The following is a 19,790-nucleotide window of genomic DNA, read 5'->3' as shown; positions in this document are numbered from 1 at the left end:
TGTTTTTTTGTCATCTCGACCAAGGAGAGATCACACTAGATTGGAAGCATTTTTTGTCGAATATTGGATGCGATTTCTCCTTCGTCGAAATGTCACAGATTGTGTTTTCATGATCGCAATCAAGAAAAAAATGCATTCGATTAGAAGCATTTTTGTCGAATATTGGATGTGATTTCTCCTTCGTCGAAAGGACACAGATTGCGTTTTTTTGTCATCTCGATAGAGGAGAGATCACACTAGATTGAAGCATTTTTGTCGAATATTGGATGCGATTTCTCCTGCATCGAAATGACAGAGATTGCGTTTTTTGTCGAATATTAGATGCGATTTCTCCTTTGTAGAAATGACCAAGATTGTGTTTTTTTTATCGTATTGACAGAAGTGAGAATTGCACCTGATTAAAATACTATACTTCGAATGCTAAATACGATTCTCTTGTTCATAAATTGATAAATTCTGATCGAATACCATAGTATTTTACAGTTAAATTTTTCAAATACTCAAAAACATCATTCCAACATATGTTTTAGTTCTAAAGCATTCAGGACCCCTGCCTCACTTGCAGTATTATTAAAATACACAAATGCTGATTTTAAATGTATTACTTCCTTTATATAAAGCAACTCTTTAGGCAGATAACTGGAGTAAAACATTTTGGGTTTTCCATGTAATCTAATAAAAATTAGCGGAAAATCTTTAAAAATAGTGCTCGGTAATTGCGGATGACTGACGCTGCAGAACGTAATATTATTTTCTCGAAATGCATTCCAAACTTCTTCATTCCACCAACTTTCATGACGAAATTCGATCACGTTTTGAAAGTTTAAATCTAAATTAGAGATGATTTGATGGAGCTTTTCGGTGCTAAATTGGTAACTGGGAGGAAATTGGAATAAAATACAGCCTAATTTCTCTTTCAGACCTGTTTTGCATACATTATAGAACTCATTTATACGGTCCTGACAATCAGAAAATTTCTTAATATGCGTAATTTCTTTTGGTGCTTTTACGGAAAAAATGAAATTTTCGGGTGTTTTTTTGTACCAGTTTTCAAATATTCTAACTGTTGGAAACTTATAAAAGCTTCCGTTGAACTCATACGTGCTAAAGTACTGGCAATAAAACTCAAACCATCTAGAAGATGACAAGTTGTCAGGATAGAAAATCCCTCTCCAAAAGCGATTATTGAAACTTGAGCAGCCTATTAAAACCTGATTTTTCATACGTGTAGTTTTTGACAGTTGGTACAAAAGAAACTTCTGCGATTTCTCTTCCCTGTGTGTTTCCTGTGAATGGGAAGATTGCATCGCAAGCAAACACTTTTGGTGTAAGCGAGCCAATGTTTTTTTAATTCATAGTTTTTCTTCCAATCCAGAAATTCAAAACTATAAATCGAACATTCGTTGATAATATTTTTTAAATCTTTAGACGGGATTTTTCCAATCAAAGATTCGGGGTGAATTTTACATCGGTACAAAACTTCATTTTTAATAATGTTCCCTACTCCCGAAAAAATATTCTGATCCAGGATTGCATCACAAATCATTTCGTCCGGAATTTTATCTAAACTTTTTTTTGCTTTTTTGGGATTCCATTTTTCATTCATTACATCTTCGCTCCAATTGTAATAAAGATTAATATCGCCTTCGAGAATTTTAACTGAGCATGTATAAAAATTCAATTCTCCGTTAGAAAAAATCATACTCAATCTTGGCTTGGTTTCTTTGCGTTCGTTTATTCGATATGTTCCAAACATGAGCAAATGAATCTTAACGGTGAAATCATCAAAACAAATTAAAAAATGTTTTCCCCATGTTTTAAAATCAAGAATTGTTTTGTCTTTGAGACGTTCAATGTCAATAGAACTATTTCCATCAACTTCGATTATTTTTTGTCCCGCGAATTGCTGTACTTCTTCTTTTAGAATTATTATAGACGGACCTTCTGGCATAATATCAATTTTAAATTTATAAACTAAAAAAAGTGCAACCTGGCGGTCGCACTTTTCAGGATATTTATGTTGTGAATTAATCTGCTTCTGCAGCTTCAAGATTTACGGCATTTACAGCCACTTCTGTAAGTTTTTTATCAGCTCCTTTTTCTTCGTCAAGTGTTTGTTCTAAGATTGTGGCAGCTTCAGGCAAACCAAGAGTTTCTGCAAATTGTCTTAAAGTTCCGTATGTAGCAATTTCGTAATGTTCTATTTTTTGTGCTGCCGCGATAATACCTGCATCACGCACAACTCCAATTTCTGTTTCTTCAATAATGCCTTTCCCTTCTTCGATTAAGCCGGCCATCGCATCGCATTTTTTTGCCGAAGCTTTTTTACCAATTAGCGCAAAAACCTTCTCTAATCTTGTTACATGTTCTTCGGTTTCGATCAAATGATTGTTTAAAGCGTCTATTAGCTCTTCTGACGTTGCGTTTTTGGTCATGAGAGGTATTGCCTTGGTCAAAGCCTTTTCGGCCCAGTAAATGTCTTTTAATCCATCTTCAAATAATTCTGTCAGTCCTGACGCTGCATCTGACTTTGCTTTTGTAGCTCCTTTTTTTACTTCTGGTTTAGAAGCTGTCTCTTTTTTGCTATCTGTACTTTTCATGGTAATAATTTTTGCTAATTAATATTTGATAAAATTACCATCTTGATTATCAGGCCGGTTATACTATTATAAGTTAAAATTTCATTCTAAGCACCTGTATATTATACAATTAGATTTTAGAATTCTGTAAGACATTTTTTTGCTTTGAGAGATAGATTTGTAGTATCAATATTAAAAAAACATATTACAATGAAAACATATACAGACTATACCTATCAGGAAGCTGAACTTTACTTTCAACAAAAATATCAAAGGGGACATTTAGATGTTGATACGGCTATTTTAATTGATAATGCGATTGACAATCTTCTTAAGAAAGACAATATTGCAAGAAATGAAAATATCCCAAATGAAGAACAGGCAGTAAATGAGGACGACTACATCAACAATAATCAGGACGAAGAATTTGAAATTATTGATGTTGACAATCTGGATGACGAAGAACATATCGAAGACGAAGATCATTTTGATGATGATGATTTAGAAAGAAACGATAACTAATGTTTCTGAACATACTAAACACAAAAGACTGTTATTTACATATCGGTCTTTTTTTTGTTGTAAACTTAAATAAAATATAACCATCTGTTAATTATACAATTACATCACATAATTTTATAATACAATCGGTGGGTTTCGTTATAGATTTGTAATATAAAAATATTAAAACACAGAAATCATGAATACTACAGATCAAAAAAACAGCATGATTAAAGGAAATAGAGATCCTAGAAATCAGAATCCAGATACGACAGATAAAAATACACTTATGAACGAAGAAATGTATAATATCGATGAAATGAAAGAAGGCGATGATAGTAACAAAGAAATCGCTGAACGTGGTTATACCGTTAGAAATGGTCATAATCCCGATAAACCAAATCCAGATGAACTTGATGACGAAGAAGACCTGAACGATGACTTTCATGACGAAGATGATCTAAAGCATGATAGCGATGATTTATACAAAGAAAAACTGGATCAGAACGGCAACAATGTCGATGATGTAAATGACGAACTTGATAATCCGTCTGAGGCATCTCTGGAAAGAGAAGAGGAAGACTTAAATGAAACCGAAGATGATCTGGACGATATCGATGACGACGAGGATGAAGAAGAGGATGAATACATCGAAGATGATGTTCAGGAAGAAGATGTAGAATATCCGAGGAAGTTTTAATTTTTTTTCAAAAAATTAAAAAGGAACAAAGGTTCAAAGTCGCAAAGGTTCAAAGTTTCTATACTTTGTCTTTTGCTGCTTTGAACCTTTGTGATTTTGAACCTAAAAAAAACTAATCCCCAATAATTTCAAGAACCGGGATATCGTCCATTTTTTCCAGGCGTTCTGCCAGTCCTGCCCTTGCCTCTTTTAGTTCTTCTTCGGCTTTAATTAGTTCTTCCAGTAGTTTATCTTTTCCTGTTGTGACTTTATCGATTTTACGCATGATTTCATAAATTTCACCTTCTGCCTCCATTACTTTCAGTCTTTTGTAGTACGTCAGACTTTCGGTCATATGCGCCAATGCTATCATTGCTGTTAAAAACGGATGATTATTGGTTACATTAACATCCTTAATTTTTCCGTGTTCGAGTTCTACTTTCAACGCAAAAGCAAATTCTTCCATATTAAAAGCGTGGTATTTGCTTTTTGGATTTAAATAAGCCTTAATCGACTCAACATTGTTCATGGTAGACAAATCAACATCTGTTTCTTTTTGATCGCTTAAATCGTTAAAAACGACATTTCCTATCGCCCTTGCTTCGGCAATTGTAGGATCATTGTCAGGATTTTCGAAATCACGTGTCGACCAATCCCAATTTTCAGGATGTACAGGTTTTATATATTTCTCGCAAAAATCTGTTACATCGTTTTTTAAACTCACCATTTCACTGTCTCTTTTTATGTAGACATCCTGATAAGCACCACTTTTAGTTCCCATAATATTTATTTTTTAAATGCAAACGACACATTTACCGAGATATATGTGTCGTTTTTTAATTGTTATTTATTTGCTGACTAAATTCTTTTTCTTCCGCTAATTAGTGATATAATAAATAAGACTAAAAATATGAAGAATAAAACTTTGGCAATACTTGCGGCTCCTGCAGCAATTCCTCCAAAACCAAATATTCCGGCGATGATCGCAAGAATAATAAAAATGACTGTATAACGTAACATAAGCTTGTGTTTTTTAGTTGATAATGATTTTGTTTGTTACTCAAATTTCATACTTTTTAAAGAGATGTATTAACTCTAAACATTATTTTTTTAGTGCTATCAAACCTGATTTACAATAAATTGATCTGATAGTTCTGAATAAGTTCTGAAAACGCAATTTCGCTATGCGAAAAATGTTCCTTCGTGCTTCGGCATTTTTTTGCCCGATCAAAATATTGCTGGATCGAACCATCTTCGTAGGTCGAAACCAATAACGGATGAACATAGTAATTCTTGCATACATTTCTGGTATTTCCCAAGGCTTTGGCCGTTGTATCAAAGGCAGATAAAATATTTTTTTTAATTTCTTTTTCGTCTGTTGTAGTTCCTATCTCCATCAAAGTTTCAAAAAACACAATCGATGCTGCCCAGGTTCTAAAATCTTTGGCGCTGAAATATTCTCCTGAGATTTCATGCAAATATTCGTTGACCATACGGCTGTCGAGCACTTTTCTTTCGCCGTTTTTATCATAATACTTAAAAACTTCCCAACCCGGAATTTCCTCGCAGCGACTAACTAATTTTACTAATTTTTTATTTCGGGTCGTAATTGTATGCTGTACCCCTTTTTTTCCTGTAAATTCAAACCGAAGCGTATTTTTATTGATATTGATATGGCGTTTTCGCAAAGTCGACAATCCGTATGATTTATTGTCTTTGGCATATTTCTCGTTTCCAATTCTAATGTGTGTTTCCTCCATCAATCGAATCACAAGAGCAACCACTTTCTCTTTAGACCATTCTTTCTTTTCAAGATCTTCATCGACTTGTTTTCGAATCAAAGGCAACTTAGTTCCAAATTCGGCTATTTTATAAAATTTGGTCTGATTGCGGATCAAATTCCATTTAGGATGATATCTGTATTGTTTTCGATTTTTCACATCTAAACCCACTGCTTGCAAATGTCCGTTTGGCAAATCCGAAATCTGAACATTTACCCAAGCCGGCGGAAGCACCAAACTGCTAAAGCGTTTCAGTTCGCTTTTTTGTTTAATACACCGTCCATTCTTTTTATAAACAAATCCATCATCGCATTTGCATCGTTCTATAGGCAACTTTTGATTGTTTACATAAACTAAATCTAATTTATCAATTACCAAATGCGGTGTTTTGATCAATTGATTCATTAGTTTTTCGGTTTTTGCAGCTGCATTCATGATCGTTTTGTTTGTTTATTGTGGCATTTATATTTTTAAACTCTATTTTACTAATGTTGGTTTCGATTATTCAAACATCTTTAAATACATAAAACCATATCTTTTGTTTGCTTAAAAAAAAGTCGTTTCACTTATCTAAAAAACGCATAGTGCTTGATGTAAAAAAAATGTTTTTTTTTTTGTAAACCTTCTTTAGTTATTTTGCAACGAATGAATCAGATTCTTTTTGCTCATATACGAGCGTCCTGCGATTCCAACTTTTTTGGCTTGTTCGTATAATTCAGCTTTTGTCCATTCGTCATATGGTTTTGCTCTTCCGCCCTTTTCGCCAGAATCTGGCGTATTGGCAATTCGGGCTGCTTTTTCTTTACTATACCCAATTTCTAAAAGTGCTTGATATTGTTTTTCGTTTTTAATTCTTGCATCTGGCATGACTGAAAAATTTTGAGGTTAATAACTTAGAAATTTGTTATATCAAAATTCCTCAAAAACCATAAATTAGTCGTTATACAATTCTGCGATATATTTTCATAATTAACTCTATACGAGAAGATTTGCAGAGATAAAGTTTTATTAGATTTTTTTGAAGCTATTTCCCGCTGTCCTTCCAATCTTTTTCTTGCTAAAGACAGAGCAACATCTTATGGGATAGTATGCAAGGTGCAATGGCTATTTTTACGGTCAATTTAAAAAGAATACTGAAATTGATATAAAGAAATTACAACCCAAACATGATTACTCAAAACACCTCTCTATAAGTCAAAAACAGACTTATGTAACCGCAAATAAAAAACAGTTATAAAACGAAAAACGCTTATAACGGATATTTTTAAATCCTGTTATAAGCGTTTTTTATTGTCTAAAAAATAAACCTGATCAAAAATAAGGGATGTTTTTCAGTGCCCTCCTTAAAAAATCAAGGCTTTTTTTATTCTCTATTATTACTATATAGATCTGCCAATTTTTGCAACTAATTTTTCTTTGATCAAATCAAATTCAGAATCTCTTTCTGATGTGTATAAATATAATATCAATCTGGCATTACTGTCTACAGAACGACTAATATCCGGAAAACTGTTATTAATGAATTGCGTACTTTGAGAACTATAACCATTATAGGATTTATCAATAAATAGTTCCTTAGATTTTAATGTCCAGTCATCAATATTAATCAGATCTATTTCGTTTTGATAATCTGTTAACGCTTTATTTATAATTCCATCAATTTTTCCTTTCTCTTTTTTAAAATCTATATTAATCATTCCTCACTATTTTGGTTATTACATGTTTAGTTTTTTATAAATATATAATATTGAACAAAACGTTTGATATAATTTTTGAAAATATCTTTTTACTGAAGAACTGTCAATCTCCTGCTTTTGATTGTTTTATATTGCCAAAAACTTGTATTCAAGAGTAATCACAAAAGCGTACGAAGCCTTAAAAAACGGGCTGAAAGCCTAAAAAAAATTAGCGTAATTCAATGCAGTACGAAACTAAATTAAGTGAGATCATTGCCCTGAAAGGACAAAAGCAAATAAACAACATCGATTATAAGAAAAAATAACTTTGTCAGAAAATAACAATATAATCTAATGAAGGTTTTTACGATTAGGCTTTTGTCCTTACATAGCTAATACAGCAATCGTTTCTAATTCATAGTGCTTTTCACCATGCTAGTCCTAAGGGTTTTTTAGAGCAGATTTCGAAAAGAGCAAGATCAATTCTACAAATCAATTTTTGTTTTACTATAAACAATTGGTTCTGTATCAAAAACAAATTCATCTAATGCTTTTCTTTCTTCCCAAATTTCCTCTATTTGATATTCTTCTATTTCATATATTGGATCGTAACCATGTTTAGGAAAGTCTTTAAAATGATTCATTGCATCATCTAACGGACGCAAAATATATTTCTTTTCAAAAACATTTTCCAAAAAGAATTTAAAACCACTATACCTTACGTATGTTTCTACAAGAAAAGCATCTTGTATTAATTTTTTTTCGATTTTTAGATAGCTTTTTACTTCATTTGATTTCACAAAACCAAACTTCCTTAATTCTTCAAATCTAGAATTTCTGTCAACTAATTCACAGATATTGTCTTCGTCTGTTTCATAAAGTTCATACTGTTGATCTATATATGTGGCATATTTTCCTCGTCTATATTGTTTTTCCATCGCTCTTTACTACTTTTCATTTTTTTCTGATATACTTTAAGGCCATACATTATTTTTAACAACTAATATAATCTCATTGTAGTTTTCAAAAACATCAGGCGAAATAACTAAAGTCTTATTATTTTCTAATTCCAGAATACTTATAGTATAACCATCCGTTAATTGTCCGGCTTTACCTTGTTTTGTAATTTTCCTTTTCTTTAGACCAATTATACTTGTAAAAGGAATATACTGTTTTCGACCAGAAATTAATAAGACTTTTTCAATTCCCTGATCTGTAACAATTAATTTAAAAACCTTAAACAAATCCCACGCTGCACAAAGAAATAGTAATAAAAACACAGACGATACAATAAATACAGGATTTTTACGAAGTTGTGAATATTGCGAAATACTGTTTAGGAATAAGTACAATGTAGCAATAAAAACCAGAAAAGCGATTGCTATTCTTACCCAGAATAATTTCCTGAATTTTGATTTAATCTGCATTATTATCTATCTTTTTTTTAAATTTAGATTTAAATTAATTTGATTGTGCTCACGAGCGAAACTCCATAAATCTTCGAAACGCTTTAAAAAAGAGAACAATTATTAAATTTTAATCTTCAAAACCTGCTCTATTTTTAATAGTCATTATGATCTCCTTATAATTTTCATAATGATCTGGCGAAATGATTATGTTCTCCTTATTATCGAGGATAAGTGTACTAAAATAAAAACCATCAGATATAGCAGCTCCTCCCCTGTTTTGAAGTTTAATTTTTCCTTTCTTGATCATATAAATAGTTTCAAAAGGAATAAATTTCTTTTGACCTGTAATTGCCATTGTTTTTTCGATTCCGGTTTCGGTAATCGTTAATTTACAAATTTTAAAAAGGTCTGGTGATGCATAAATTAAAAATGCAAATACCATAAAAACTATAACCGTAAGAGGATTTATTGGTGACTCTTTATTGGAAAAACCGGTCAATTTGACCACCTAATTCCGGAGTAAATTGACCACCCGTTCCGGAGCAAACTGACCACCTAATTCCGGAGCAAATTGACCACCAAGTTTTGTGGTTAATTAATGATTAAAAACTATTGATTTTTTCATGTTGTTAGAACCATACATTCGTTAAAAATATACGGATTATGGCAAACAAAATAACAGACATGAGTAAAATTAGAAAAGTAATTAAATTCTATTGTAATGGAAAGAGTAAGTTATTTATAAGTAGCTACTTATCCCTTTCAAGAAATACGGTAAAGAAATATATTTCTTTATTCGAAGTTCTCGGATTAAGCTTTGAATTAATCGACCAAAAAACCGATGCAGAGCTGGAACTTTTATTCTCCCAGACTAGTGTAGAGGCCATTAGCCCGAGATTACAGACACTTTATGATTTTTTTCCTAAAATGGAACGTGAACTAAAAAAAGTTGGCGTTACCGTACAGCATATGTGGGAACAATATATTACTGTAAATCCGGATGGTTATCGAACTTCACAATTTCATTATCATTACAATATATGGGGCAAACGAGTTAATCCGGTCATGCACATGAACCATAAGGCTGGTGATAAAATGTATGTCGATTATGCTGGAAAGACACTCTCAATTATTGATATAGATACTGGAGAAGTCAAAGAAGTACAATTTTTTGTAGCAATATTGGGCGCTAGCCAATACACGTATGCTGAAGCTTCCATGAGCCAGCAAAAGGAAAACTTTGTTGACTCGGTAGAAAATGCCATGCGCTTTTTTGAAGGCACTCCTGCCGCCATTGTTCCGGATAATTTAAAATCTGCAGTAATAAAAAGCAGTCGTTTTGAACCGACAATCAATGAAACCCTGGCTGATTTAGCAGAACATTACGAAACTACAATTTTACCTGCCAGAGCTTACAGGCCCAGGGACAAATCATTAGTTGAAGGAGCTGTTAAGATATTATATCGAAGGATTTATGTAACCATAAAAGAAATTAAGTTCTTTTCTCTGGAAGAATTAAACCAGCAGATCTGGGATTTACTTGACTCTCACAATAACAGAAAACTGACAGGACGCCCTTATTCCCGCTTTGAATTATTTTTAGAAGACGAGAAAGAAAAACTGCGTCCACTCCCACAAGATCGTTTTGAAATTAAATACCAGTCTTTTGCAACAGTAATGCAAAACGGTCATGTTCAATTAAGCCAGGACAAAAACTATTACAGCGTTCCGTATCAATATGTAAAGAAGAAAGCCAAGCTGTTATATACCAAATCAACAGTAGAGATTTATTATAAATACAATCGAATAGCTGTACATCCAAGAAACTACAAACCTTATGTCTATACAACAACTCCTGAGCATTTAGCCAGTACACATCAATTTGTAGCCCAATGGAGTGCTGCCCGCTTCATTGAATGGGCTAATAATATTGATGAGTCAGTAGGAGAATATATAATGCAGATAATCGAAAGCAGAAATCATCCGGAACAGGCTTATAAAAGCTGTTTAGGAATACTGAATTTTGAAAAAAAGGTAGGCAGACAGCGATTAATAAATGCCTGCAGGCGGGCACTTGATTTTAAAATTTACAATTTTAAGACCATACAAAATATTTTAGAAAACAACTTGGATCATATTGATTTTGATCAAGAACCTGAGCAGGAACTTCCTGATCATAGTAACATAAGAGGAAAACACTATTATAACTAAATTAAATCTTGAAAAATGAATGAATCCACAGTAACCAAAATGAAACAAATGAAGCTTTATGGCATGTTTAATGCTTTTAAAACAGCCATTGAAAGCGGAAAAACAGATCATTATACCCTTGACCAGTTTGTATCGATGATTATTGATGCAGAATGGGATGAAAGGTACAATCGTCGTATTGAACGAAGTATCACTAATGCCAAATTCCATTACAAATCAAATATTGAAAGTATCAATTTTGATGTATCACGTAATCTGGACAGAAACATGGTACTGCGTCTGGCAGAATGCGAATTTATAGAGAAAAATGAAAACATTTTAATCACTGGAAGTACCGGGGTCGGTAAAAGTTATTTAGGTACAGCATTAGGCTATCAAGCCTGTATACAGGGTTTTAAGGTAAGTTATTTTAATACTTCAAAATTGTTTGCTAGACTAAAAATGGCTAAAGCAGATGGCACTTATCTGCGGGAACTTACAAAAATACAAAGACAGGATGTTATAATACTTGATGATTTTGGACTCCAGGCACTTGACAGCCATAACCGAATTACTCTTTTGGAGATCATAGAGGACAGGCATAATAACGGCTCTATAATCGTGACATCACAAATCCCAGTTCAAGGCTGGTATGACATAATCGGAGAAAAAACGATAGCCGATGCAATATTAGACAGACTTATACACCAATCTCATAGGCTTGAATTACATGGAGAATCGATGAGAAAGAAAAGAGGAATAAACAAAGAATGATATTTTATTATATTTGAATACTAATTAACAGATGAAAAAATATAGTTTTTAATCAAAAACGGAGGTGGTCATTTTGCTCCGGAATTAGGTGGTCATTTTGAACTGGAATCAGGTGCTCACTTTAAAACGGAATGGGGTGATCAATATAACCGGAATTTGCACTTTATTCCCCAAAAAAGCATATAAAATATAGATTAAGGTTATAATGAAAAGCAGACAACCAAATATTATTCTTCTTCCTAATGCTTTTCTAAATTCTGAGTTAATTTGCATGTTATTTTTTTATTGTAATGTTTTTTGTTCTTAATAATTGATTAATTATTTTCTTTAAAATATAATAACGTTTTACAGCTTTATGTTTTGATCAATTATGTATTTCCTCATGCGCATAAAGACTCTAATATTGAGATCATCTTTAACTCCAACTCATATTAATCGAAACTGTATCTTGTTTAATTTTTACTCTTCCTCCATAAGAATTAATTTCTCCAGGATGAATTTCATAAGTCCTAATGTTTAATTGAATTTTTGGAATATTGTTTTTTAATCGTTTGCTTTTACGTATCCATTGTTCTAATTCAGATTTTGAACTTGTAAATTCAATTATGAACTGTTTTGTAAAAGAACTTCCGTGCTTTTCAAGATTAATAATTTTAGCATTTTTAGGAATTTCTTTTAATCCACCCCAAAGTAAAGCAGACTTAATTGCTTCTTCTTTTTGCCAAGGCATAACATAGGTTGAAAAATAGTTCAAATAACCTAATAAAATGATCACGAATACCAAGAAATAAATCATTTTGTCCTTTATCATTATTGTTTTTATTGATATATAAAAGTTTCATTTATAAATTTATGTCATTACTTATTCTACAATCCAATTTCATCTATAGAATCCTCTGGCTGTTCTTTTGTTCTAATTAATTTTAAACTCCATTTAAACATAAACCTTATTATTACGATCAATAATACTATTACAAGTAAACATCCAAAAGCGTAACCTATTCCTTCCCATACATCACTCTTAATTTCTTTTATAGTGTCTAAAATAGCTCTCAGGAAAGTAACTAATGTGGCAAATGACAATACTAATGTGGCTATAAATAAACAAATACCGGATATTTTTTTACTATTTTCATGAATCTTTAAGGTTGTTTTTAATAATTACCGTTACATCAAATCCGATTTCTCTTTATGAAACCCAAGTGCCCTCAATCTCATCGATAACCCATTTGTCTTTTATGTTTTTGATATAAATCCTAAAACCATTACCACAATGTCTTTCGCAGGTAAATCCTGCATTTAACACTCCAAACTTTTTAGTTTTGTCAAATTGTATTCGTGAAAAATAAACTACTCCTGAAAAAACAAAATCATATTTGGTACGCCAAAACTCATATCTGTCTTTTGGAAATTCAGAAATATTTCTAAGCTGGAATTTACCTTTAAGCGGTATATTTTTAAAATCTATAGTATAAACTGTGTCAGCTTCTATTTTTGGATAAAAAATTTTGGTACCCTTGAAATGTTTTTCCAGGTATTCTTTTAAATCTTTCGAGCTATTTTCTATTTGCGGATTAAATGCTACAATTAGTTTACAAGTATCTTTTTCAATTGCTTTCTGGGTATTCTCCCACTCTATTTTCTTTCGCTTATTTTCTTCAATACTTTTTATTGAATCAAAAAGAGGCGGCGGGCCAAACATTCTTGAATCAATACAAATCTCATCTATTAAATCAGGAAAAAGAGCCGTCATTACATCTTTCTCATATTCTAAATCACTTACTTTCTTCTCGCAACCTAAAAAGATTACTACAGTCAATGATAAGAGTATTTGTAATGGTTTTATCATAAGTGTTGCATTTTTTTCTTTTTTATTATCTAAACAATGTTTCCGTATCTAATATAAAAACTATCTACCGCTATAAATCAACCATAACAACCAAAATTTAAGCTTTGCATTCTTCCACCTTTTGCTTCTCCAACTAAAATAATAGTCTTGTCTTGCAAAATTTTGCTTTTACTTCTAATTAATTCTTTTAGGTTTAAAGTTTTACAATCCTTTGAATAAATAAGTGATTCTGAGTCAATTTTATAAGTTCTTATTTTTGGGTTTTCATTAATAACGACTCTTTCATCAACATTTTTAAATTTTATCTGAACAAAATCAAGATCAATAAACACCTCACCATTTATTTCGTAAATATTTTTTACTAAAGCATTTATTTCGTCTTTGTCAACTCCTAAAACAATTTTAGTTGAAGATTTTGAACTTTTCTTTTCTGTTACTGACTCTGTTTTGATCAGATTCTCTTTAGCATTACTTTGGTTTTCCTTTATCTGGTTACATGAAAAAAAGAAAATAAAAGCGAAATACATCAATACATTTCTTCTCATGAATATTAAAATAAACTTAATCGCATTTTACCTTTTTATAATCTCCCGTTTTGTCATCGTATTCAAGGCAGGTTTGTTTTATTAAAACCATCTTATCATTTACCACTTTATACTTTGCAGTAGTAACACTTCGACCTGCACAACACTGATTACGCTCTTCAATTCTTTTGGTTTTACTGTCAAACTGTAATGAAGTACCACTAAAACTGCTTTCGAAATATTTGCCGGTCTTTGGGTTATATAAAAAATACAATCTTGAAGTATTAGGCCCCGCATAACTTGATTCGAAGACAGAGAAATCTTCGATACCATCGAAGTTATAATCTCCGGTATTTATATTGTTTAGTCCCCAAAGCTCGCATTCTAAAGCAATTTGCTGAATTAGCTTGTCGGTCTTTTTCTCCAGAATTTTAACTCCGGTTACTTTCGCATATCCACCTTTAATTTTCGAAATAATGAGCTTAAAGTATTTACCTTTTAAAGAAACCGGTTGCAAAATTTCTATGTTTTTCCATTCTGCTGCATCTCCATATTCAACTTCGAATGTTTTTGATAAGGTAATCTCAAGCTCTTTTTTTGTATTCAGATCCGTCCATACTCCTTCTAACTTCTTGCTTTTGGGATTAAAATTTTCAAAAGTCATTTTAGCAGTGTTCTTGCCTGTTTTATCTTTTTCATAGAACGTTAATATTTTCTGCTTTAAAATTCCCTTTATTTCGATAGGAGTATCATAATTAGAATAGGCATAAATGGCATTTCCTGATCCCTCGGAGTTAAGATCTGTTATAAATTCTATTGGATACTTATCTATAAATCCTGTATAAGATATTTGAGCAGCTAAGTCAAGGGAAACTAAAAAAAGTAATGCTGTCAAAATTTTCTGTGTGACCTTGGGGGTTATTACATTCATATAATGTCAGGTTCGTTTTATATTGGCTTGATTATTTAGCATTGCGAATATAATACTATTTGTATTACATATTAATTTTTGATAAATCCAAATCATATAACATTATTCAAAAATCCTGTAAGGCATTCTTCACACAATCTGAATAATTTTACATTATAACATTTAAACTATTAAATCATGAAAAAACTACTATTAGCCGGAAAAGTAATTTTAGGAGCAGGATTATTATTAGTATCCCTGAATTCTTGTAAAAATGAAACAAAACAAGAAGATCCAAAAGAAGTTGCAGAAGATGCAAACGAAGAAAAATTCGACACTATTAATAATAAAGAAGATGACTCTCAATTTTTAGTAGATCAAGCGGAAGTAAATCTTGCTGAAATCGAAATTGGAAAACTGGCGCAAACAAAAAGTACAAATCCTGAGGTTAAGAAATTTGGAAAAATGCTTGTTGATGAGCATACCAAATCAGCTTCTGAAGTAAGTGCTTTGGCAAAAACTAAAAACTTCACTTTACCTACTTCGATTACCGAAGATGGAAAAGAGGAATACAACAAACTAAACGAAAAATCTGGTCTTGACTTTGATAAAAAGTTCGCTGATATGATGATCGACGGACACGAAAAAGCAATTGACAAATTGCAAAAAGCAGCTAAAGATGCAAAAGATCAAGATGTTAAGCTTTGGGCATCAAATAGTATAGCACCGCTAACAGCTCATTTGGAGCATGCGAAATTGCTAAAACAAGACTTAGATAAAAAGAAATAAATTTAATTGGTTATTATTTATTTTCAAAAAAACCCCTTAAGAGTTGAATTGCTTAAGGGGTTTTTCTTTTTTAGGTTCTGAGGTGCTAAGTTGCTAAGGTTCTAAGTCTTTTTTCTTAGACTTAAAAAAGACGATCAATTTACCGTAGGAGATGCGTTACAGTGCATCTTTTTTAAGTTTAATTCTTAATCAAATCGTATAAAATGTTAATCTGTTAAAACATTAAAGGTTAAAACTTAGCAACTCAGAACCTTAGTAACTTAGTAGCTTAAGAAATATCGCCCGCAATAATTTTTCCTTTATAAAAAACGCCTTCTCTTTTAGGCAAACGCGCAACGGCTTCGGCAGAACAGCTTGCTTTTACCAGAATAAAGTTAGCTTCGTTGTCAACTGCTGGCCAAACTCGTACTCCTGAATCATTAAGTGGCAAAATTTCATCTTTTGTTGCAATGTGCAAAGCTCTGCTTAAATTGTATTCGTCTGTCCAGCCATATAATTGTGCGCATAATTTTGCTTTTTCGAGCATATCGCACGTCCCAAAAGGCTGCCAGTGATCGACAATACTATCTGTTCCTGTCATGAGTTTTACACCGTACTTTTTCAAGGTTGGAATTGGCATTATGGTTTTCCCAATCGGAATTCCGGAGACTACTCCTATTCCCAGATTTGCCATTTGCTCTGCTATTTTTTCCAGATCTTTCGGATCCATTTTGGCAAGAGCAAAACCGTGACTTATATAGGTCTTTCCTTGAAGTTGTTTATTTTCTTCTGTTTTTTTAATGATATATTCAATCGCAGATTTCCCTGATGGTGGAGATTCATGCAAATGAATATCTATTCCTTTATTCGTATCGATTGCAATTTGAAACATAGTATCTAATGATTTCTCCATATTACCATCGACATTGGTTGGATCAAGTCCGCCAATAAAATCAATTCCCATACTGGCTGATTCCCTTAATAGAGATTCAGATTGCGAGTATAAGATTCCGTGTTGCGGGAAAGCAACAATTTCCCACCCAAAACTATCTTTGTTTTTATCTAATGCGGCAAGTAAATGTTCTAAACTCTTCAATCCGCTTACAGGATCGATATTACATTGGCAACGTGCAAAATAACTTCCCTGACTTTGCATGAGTTTAATAGCTTCTTCTGCTTTATGCTGAGAATCGGGTAATAATTGCGGAATCAACTTTTGCTCCAGCGTAATCATATCTTTTACCGTATATCCTTTTCTTGGCGCTGCATTCCAGGTCCCGTTTCCATAATAGGTTTTATCAATATGAATGTGCATATCACGCAATCCTGGAAGCATCAAAAGTCCTTTGGCGTCAACTGTTTTCAACTTCAAAGCAGACTTTCCTGTCGTGATACTTTTAATTTTTCCATTGGCAACATGAATTGTATAAAGTGCTGTTTTAGTAGCAATTACTTCATTTTTTTCGTTGTATTCAAAACCATCTTCTAATCGCACATTAATCAAAAGATATTCGTTTAAAGCTGTTTTATTTTCTTGTGGCAATACTTGCGCAACTGCATTGCCGCCAATTCCTGAAAACAAAGCTGCACCGGTTGCTGCGGCTCCTAATCCTAAGAATTTTTTTCTGCTAATTTTATGCTCTTCCATAAATTATATTTTACCTTCTTTGAGTTTGTTATGTGTTTTTGCAATACCATTCTAATAAAATTAGAATATATTACATTGCAAAAATCGTTATAAACTTAAAACAGGAACGGTAATATTGCGGATAAGGATGGTAAAAATTATAACTTTTTGAAATCACCGGGAGTTTTTCCTGTATATTTTTTAAATACTTTAGTAAAATAGGTATTGTCATTAAAACCAAGCTGATAGCCAATTTCTTTAATAGATAAATGGGTACTGGTTAGTAACCGTTTGGCTTCGAGAATGGTTCTTTGTTTTATCACATCGCTTGCTGGTATCTTTAAATATTTCTGCGAAAGAATATTAAGGTAATTAGGTGTAATATTTAATTTGTCAGCATAAAAATTCACTGATGATTCCACATTATAATGATCATCAATTAAAGCATGAAATCCTTTTATTATTTTCTCCGGTTTGGTCGAAGAATCGTGTTCCGGATATTGAACCAAATATTCTTTTTGCAATAATTTCAGCAGTAAATGCAAACGCAGCAAAACTATTTCTCTGTTTAGCAAATCATTATTAGAAAGTACTACTTCTATTTCATGTAAATGATCTTTAAATTCCTCAAATTCTTTTTGAGTTAAAGAAATACAAGACGGAACACTTTGCTCAAAAAATGGAAATGCTCCTAAATTCGAAAAAATAGTAATTACATCTGCCGAAACCATTAATTGAAACCCTGAAGTATCAACATCGAGCGACCAGTTATGTACCTGACCGGGCCTTATAAAATAAACCTGATAATCGTCTACTTTATATTGTGTAAAATCGACATTATGAACACCTGAGCCTTTCTCTACAAAAAACACAAGATAAAAGTCGTGTTTATGAGGCTGTTCGAATTCGTTTCGTCCCTTGACACTATGGCGAAATAAGGTAATACCTAAAGTTTCTTCTCCAAGTATATTGCCAACGGATAAAATAGGAATCGAATATTTTTGCAAAGAAAAAAGTGGTTGATTGTTCACTTTCAAAATTAATAATTAAATCGTCTCCGTTTTTTAAAACAATAAAAAAAGGTCTGACTATTTTCAAGTCAAACCTTTTTTTTATTGTTTATGCTTGTTTTTTTAGCTCGCGCAATCCTGAAATCTATCGGGAGCAAAGTAAAAAACCTTTGAACCTTTGTTACTTCAAAGAAGCCATATCAATTACAAAACGGTATTTAATATCTCCTTTTAATAATCTTTCGTAAGCATGGTTTACCTCATCAACGCCAATTAATTCGATATCTGCGGTAATGTTGTGTTCTGCACAAAAGTCCAGCATTTCCTGAGTTTCAGCAATTCCGCCAATTGCAGAACCTGCAAAACTTCTTCTTCCTAATATTAGACTGAACGAAGTTACAGGAAGCGGTTCCATAGGCGCACCAACTAAAGTAAGAGTTCCGTCTACTTTAAGTAAGTTTAGATAAGAATCGATATTATGTTCTGCAGATACACAATCTAAGATAAAGTTTAACGATTTTGCATATTTTGCCATTTGTTCAGGATCTGTAGACAAAACTACTTCGTCTGCACCCAAACGTTTTGCATCTTCGGTTTTAGATAATGAAGTTGTAAAAACTACCACATGAGCGCCCATTGCTTTCGCCAATTTGATTCCCATATGTCCTAAACCGCCAATACCAACGATTCCTACTTTTTGTCCGGGACCAACATTCCAGTGCTTTAAAGGAGAATAAGTTGTGATTCCTGCACATAATAAAGGTGCAACTCCGGCAAGATCAAGTTTGTCTGAAATATGCAATACATAATTTTCATCGACTACAATACTTTGAGAATATCCACCAAAAGTCTGACCGCCTAAATGAACGTCAGGAGAATTGAATGTTAAAGTACTTCCTTCATCGCAGAATTGCTCTAAATCATTTTTGCAATGCTCACATTCTCTACAAGAATCAACCATACAGCCTACTCCGGCCAAATCGCCAACTTTAAAATGCTTTACGTGATCGCCAATTTTTGTTACTCTACCTACAATTTCATGTCCCGGAACTATTGGATAAACCGTTCCGTGCCATTCGTTTCTGGCAGAATGCAAATCTGAATGGCAAATTCCGCAATATAAAATCTCAATTTCGACATCGTGTGATAATACCGTTCTGCGTTGTATGTCTAATGTTTGTAACGGTGCTTCGGCAGCTTCTGTGCCAAAGGCTTTTATGTTTTTTGTTTCCATTTAAAAATATTTGTTTAAAGTTTCAGGTTTTCTTTGTTTTTAGATTTGAAAAATGCCACGAAGGCGCTAAGACACGAAGGTTTTTGTTATATTTAAAATGACGTTTTTTTGCTTTCTTTGGGTTAATTTCACGCAGATTTAATATGATTTAGGTAGATTTTAATTAAATAATATCTGCTCAAATCTGTTTAAATCTGCGTGAAAAAAAATAATTCTCGCAAAGGCGCAAAGTTTTCTTTTAATAATACACTTTTAAGTTTTGAGTTTTTAACTTAGTAA

23 protein-coding genes are annotated in these 19,790 nt (G+C 32.4%); 5 read left to right on the top strand and 18 right to left on the bottom strand.

Annotation, left to right across the window (positions count from 1 at the left end; genetic code table 11):
- Positions 1-509: 509 nt before the first annotated feature.
- From QLQ94_RS14670 to QLQ94_RS14660, 3 genes are all read right to left on the bottom strand, one after another.
- Positions 510-1,223, bottom strand: coding sequence for a DUF72 domain-containing protein (locus QLQ94_RS14670; RefSeq protein WP_427403112.1), 714 nt, complete (start codon positions 1,221-1,223; stop codon positions 510-512).
- Entirely contained in the window at positions 1,220-1,951 is a 732-nt protein-coding gene (locus QLQ94_RS14665; RefSeq protein ID WP_427403111.1) for a DNA-formamidopyrimidine glycosylase family protein, read from the bottom strand. Before QLQ94_RS14665 ends, QLQ94_RS14670 begins: the two co-directional genes overlap by 4 nt.
- Before the next feature lie 76 nt (positions 1,952-2,027).
- Complete coding sequence (locus QLQ94_RS14660; protein ID WP_271338095.1) at positions 2,028-2,600, bottom strand: YciE/YciF ferroxidase family protein; 573 nt, start codon at positions 2,598-2,600, stop codon at positions 2,028-2,030.
- A 189-nt stretch (positions 2,601-2,789) separates the two neighbouring features.
- Here QLQ94_RS14660 and QLQ94_RS14655 point away from each other — a divergent pair, with 189 nt between their 5' ends.
- Positions 2,790-3,101 (top strand): hypothetical protein, encoded by a 312-nt coding sequence (locus QLQ94_RS14655; protein ID WP_271338097.1) that lies wholly within the window; start codon positions 2,790-2,792, stop codon positions 3,099-3,101.
- Between the two features lie 178 nt (positions 3,102-3,279).
- Positions 3,280-3,780 carry a hypothetical protein gene (locus QLQ94_RS14650; RefSeq protein ID WP_427403110.1) on the top strand — a complete coding sequence of 167 codons (501 nt, stop codon included), beginning with the start codon at positions 3,280-3,282 and terminating at the stop codon, positions 3,778-3,780.
- 112 nt (positions 3,781-3,892) lie between these two features.
- Here QLQ94_RS14650 and QLQ94_RS14645 read toward each other — a convergent pair whose 3' ends face one another.
- The 8 genes from QLQ94_RS14645 to QLQ94_RS14610 all read right to left on the bottom strand — a co-directional run bounded on the left by QLQ94_RS14645 (position 3,893) and on the right by QLQ94_RS14610 (position 9,067).
- Positions 3,893-4,540, bottom strand: coding sequence for a DUF5661 family protein (locus QLQ94_RS14645; RefSeq protein WP_271338101.1), 648 nt, complete (start codon positions 4,538-4,540; stop codon positions 3,893-3,895).
- A gap of 77 nt (positions 4,541-4,617) precedes the next feature.
- Positions 4,618-4,779: a DUF1328 family protein gene (locus QLQ94_RS14640; RefSeq protein WP_271338103.1), complete on the bottom strand. Its 162-nt coding sequence runs from the start codon at positions 4,777-4,779 to the stop codon at positions 4,618-4,620.
- A gap of 110 nt (positions 4,780-4,889) precedes the next feature.
- Positions 4,890-5,975, bottom strand: coding sequence for a DNA topoisomerase IB (locus QLQ94_RS14635; protein WP_482497592.1), 1,086 nt, complete (start codon positions 5,973-5,975; stop codon positions 4,890-4,892).
- Positions 5,976-6,167: 192 nt separating this feature from the next.
- Positions 6,168-6,407, bottom strand: coding sequence for a DUF7218 family protein (locus tag QLQ94_RS14630; RefSeq protein ID WP_271338107.1), 240 nt, complete (start codon positions 6,405-6,407; stop codon positions 6,168-6,170).
- Between the two features lie 512 nt (positions 6,408-6,919).
- Positions 6,920-7,237 (bottom strand): hypothetical protein, encoded by a 318-nt coding sequence (locus QLQ94_RS14625; protein ID WP_427402310.1) that lies wholly within the window; start codon positions 7,235-7,237, stop codon positions 6,920-6,922.
- A 464-nt stretch (positions 7,238-7,701) separates the two neighbouring features.
- On the bottom strand, positions 7,702-8,154 hold the full coding sequence (locus tag QLQ94_RS14620; RefSeq protein ID WP_427402309.1) for a guanylate kinase: 453 nt from the start codon (positions 8,152-8,154) through the stop codon (positions 7,702-7,704).
- Positions 8,155-8,190: 36 nt separating this feature from the next.
- Positions 8,191-8,643: a hypothetical protein gene (locus QLQ94_RS14615; RefSeq protein WP_427402308.1), complete on the bottom strand. Its 453-nt coding sequence runs from the start codon at positions 8,641-8,643 to the stop codon at positions 8,191-8,193.
- Between the two features lie 109 nt (positions 8,644-8,752).
- Entirely contained in the window at positions 8,753-9,067 is a 315-nt protein-coding gene (locus QLQ94_RS14610) for a hypothetical protein (protein ID WP_482497590.1), read from the bottom strand.
- 221 nt (positions 9,068-9,288) lie between these two features.
- Here QLQ94_RS14610 and istA point away from each other — a divergent pair, with 221 nt between their 5' ends.
- Together istA and istB are read left to right on the top strand one after the other, a co-directional pair.
- Positions 9,289-10,836: an IS21 family transposase gene (gene istA, locus QLQ94_RS14605; protein ID WP_482497588.1), complete on the top strand. Its 1,548-nt coding sequence runs from the start codon at positions 9,289-9,291 to the stop codon at positions 10,834-10,836.
- A gap of 15 nt (positions 10,837-10,851) precedes the next feature.
- Positions 10,852-11,589 carry an IS21-like element helper ATPase IstB gene (gene istB / locus QLQ94_RS14600; protein WP_056251131.1) on the top strand — a complete coding sequence of 246 codons (738 nt, stop codon included), beginning with the start codon at positions 10,852-10,854 and terminating at the stop codon, positions 11,587-11,589.
- 415 nt (positions 11,590-12,004) lie between these two features.
- Here the strand turns inward: istB and QLQ94_RS14595 are convergent, their stop codons facing one another.
- The 4 genes from QLQ94_RS14595 to QLQ94_RS14580 all read right to left on the bottom strand — a co-directional run bounded on the left by QLQ94_RS14595 (position 12,005) and on the right by QLQ94_RS14580 (position 14,893).
- On the bottom strand, positions 12,005-12,400 hold the full coding sequence (locus QLQ94_RS14595; RefSeq protein WP_427402306.1) for a hypothetical protein: 396 nt from the start codon (positions 12,398-12,400) through the stop codon (positions 12,005-12,007).
- A 378-nt stretch (positions 12,401-12,778) separates the two neighbouring features.
- The gene (locus tag QLQ94_RS14590) at positions 12,779-13,438 is read right to left on the bottom strand and encodes a hypothetical protein (protein WP_427402305.1); all 660 of its coding nucleotides are present in this window, start codon (positions 13,436-13,438) and stop codon (positions 12,779-12,781) included.
- A gap of 77 nt (positions 13,439-13,515) precedes the next feature.
- Entirely contained in the window at positions 13,516-13,983 is a 468-nt protein-coding gene (locus tag QLQ94_RS14585; protein ID WP_427402304.1) for a hypothetical protein, read from the bottom strand.
- 16 nt (positions 13,984-13,999) lie between these two features.
- Positions 14,000-14,893, bottom strand: a complete 894-nt coding sequence (locus tag QLQ94_RS14580; protein WP_427402303.1) for an XAC2610-related protein — start codon at positions 14,891-14,893, stop codon at positions 14,000-14,002.
- A gap of 177 nt (positions 14,894-15,070) precedes the next feature.
- Between QLQ94_RS14580 and QLQ94_RS14575 the strand changes: the two genes are divergently transcribed.
- Positions 15,071-15,661, top strand: coding sequence for a DUF4142 domain-containing protein (locus QLQ94_RS14575; RefSeq protein WP_427402302.1), 591 nt, complete (start codon positions 15,071-15,073; stop codon positions 15,659-15,661).
- A 268-nt stretch (positions 15,662-15,929) separates the two neighbouring features.
- Here QLQ94_RS14575 and QLQ94_RS14570 read toward each other — a convergent pair whose 3' ends face one another.
- The 3 genes from QLQ94_RS14570 to QLQ94_RS14560 form a co-directional block, all read right to left on the bottom strand.
- A complete protein-coding gene (locus QLQ94_RS14570; protein ID WP_427402301.1) occupies positions 15,930-17,288 on the bottom strand; it encodes an amidohydrolase in 1,359 nt (452 codons plus the stop codon).
- Positions 17,289-17,425: 137 nt separating this feature from the next.
- Entirely contained in the window at positions 17,426-18,298 is an 873-nt protein-coding gene (locus QLQ94_RS14565) for a helix-turn-helix domain-containing protein (protein WP_427402300.1), read from the bottom strand.
- A gap of 160 nt (positions 18,299-18,458) precedes the next feature.
- Positions 18,459-19,511: an NAD(P)-dependent alcohol dehydrogenase gene (locus QLQ94_RS14560; protein WP_427402299.1), complete on the bottom strand. Its 1,053-nt coding sequence runs from the start codon at positions 19,509-19,511 to the stop codon at positions 18,459-18,461.
- Positions 19,512-19,790 lie beyond the last annotated feature (279 nt).

The sequence above is a fragment of the Flavobacterium sp. B114r genome (genome assembly GCF_056824125.1).
The sequence above is the reverse complement of the archived record's forward strand: the minus strand, read 5'-3'. Positions and strand labels throughout refer to the sequence as shown.

Excerpts from the sequence above, each read along its gene's own strand:
- QLQ94_RS14670 (WP_427403112.1), bottom strand. The coding sequence starts at position 1,223 with ATGAAAAATCAGGTTTTAATAGGCTGCTCAAGTTTCAATAATCGCTTT.
- QLQ94_RS14665 (WP_427403111.1), bottom strand. The coding sequence starts at position 1,951 with ATGCCAGAAGGTCCGTCTATAATAATTCTAAAAGAAGAAGTACAGCAA.
- QLQ94_RS14660 (WP_271338095.1), bottom strand. The coding sequence starts at position 2,600 with ATGAAAAGTACAGATAGCAAAAAAGAGACAGCTTCTAAACCAGAAGTA.
- QLQ94_RS14655 (WP_271338097.1), top strand. The coding sequence starts at position 2,790 with ATGAAAACATATACAGACTATACCTATCAGGAAGCTGAACTTTACTTT.
- QLQ94_RS14650 (WP_427403110.1), top strand. The coding sequence starts at position 3,280 with ATGAATACTACAGATCAAAAAAACAGCATGATTAAAGGAAATAGAGAT.
- QLQ94_RS14645 (WP_271338101.1), bottom strand. The coding sequence starts at position 4,540 with ATGGGAACTAAAAGTGGTGCTTATCAGGATGTCTACATAAAAAGAGAC.
- QLQ94_RS14640 (WP_271338103.1), bottom strand. The coding sequence starts at position 4,779 with ATGTTACGTTATACAGTCATTTTTATTATTCTTGCGATCATCGCCGGA.
- QLQ94_RS14635 (WP_482497592.1), bottom strand. The coding sequence starts at position 5,975 with ATGAATGCAGCTGCAAAAACCGAAAAACTAATGAATCAATTGATCAAA.
- QLQ94_RS14630 (WP_271338107.1), bottom strand. The coding sequence starts at position 6,407 with ATGCCAGATGCAAGAATTAAAAACGAAAAACAATATCAAGCACTTTTA.
- QLQ94_RS14625 (WP_427402310.1), bottom strand. The coding sequence starts at position 7,237 with ATGATTAATATAGATTTTAAAAAAGAGAAAGGAAAAATTGATGGAATT.
- QLQ94_RS14620 (WP_427402309.1), bottom strand. The coding sequence starts at position 8,154 with ATGGAAAAACAATATAGACGAGGAAAATATGCCACATATATAGATCAA.
- QLQ94_RS14615 (WP_427402308.1), bottom strand. The coding sequence starts at position 8,643 with ATGCAGATTAAATCAAAATTCAGGAAATTATTCTGGGTAAGAATAGCA.
- QLQ94_RS14610 (WP_482497590.1), bottom strand. The coding sequence starts at position 9,067 with ATGGTATTTGCATTTTTAATTTATGCATCACCAGACCTTTTTAAAATT.
- istA (WP_482497588.1), top strand. The coding sequence starts at position 9,289 with ATGGCAAACAAAATAACAGACATGAGTAAAATTAGAAAAGTAATTAAA.
- istB (WP_056251131.1), top strand. The coding sequence starts at position 10,852 with ATGAATGAATCCACAGTAACCAAAATGAAACAAATGAAGCTTTATGGC.
- QLQ94_RS14595 (WP_427402306.1), bottom strand. The coding sequence starts at position 12,400 with ATGATAAAGGACAAAATGATTTATTTCTTGGTATTCGTGATCATTTTA.
- QLQ94_RS14590 (WP_427402305.1), bottom strand. The coding sequence starts at position 13,438 with ATGATAAAACCATTACAAATACTCTTATCATTGACTGTAGTAATCTTT.
- QLQ94_RS14585 (WP_427402304.1), bottom strand. The coding sequence starts at position 13,983 with ATGAGAAGAAATGTATTGATGTATTTCGCTTTTATTTTCTTTTTTTCA.
- QLQ94_RS14580 (WP_427402303.1), bottom strand. The coding sequence starts at position 14,893 with ATGAATGTAATAACCCCCAAGGTCACACAGAAAATTTTGACAGCATTA.
- QLQ94_RS14575 (WP_427402302.1), top strand. The coding sequence starts at position 15,071 with ATGAAAAAACTACTATTAGCCGGAAAAGTAATTTTAGGAGCAGGATTA.
- QLQ94_RS14570 (WP_427402301.1), bottom strand. The coding sequence starts at position 17,288 with ATGGAAGAGCATAAAATTAGCAGAAAAAAATTCTTAGGATTAGGAGCC.
- QLQ94_RS14560 (WP_427402299.1), bottom strand. The coding sequence starts at position 19,511 with ATGGAAACAAAAAACATAAAAGCCTTTGGCACAGAAGCTGCCGAAGCA.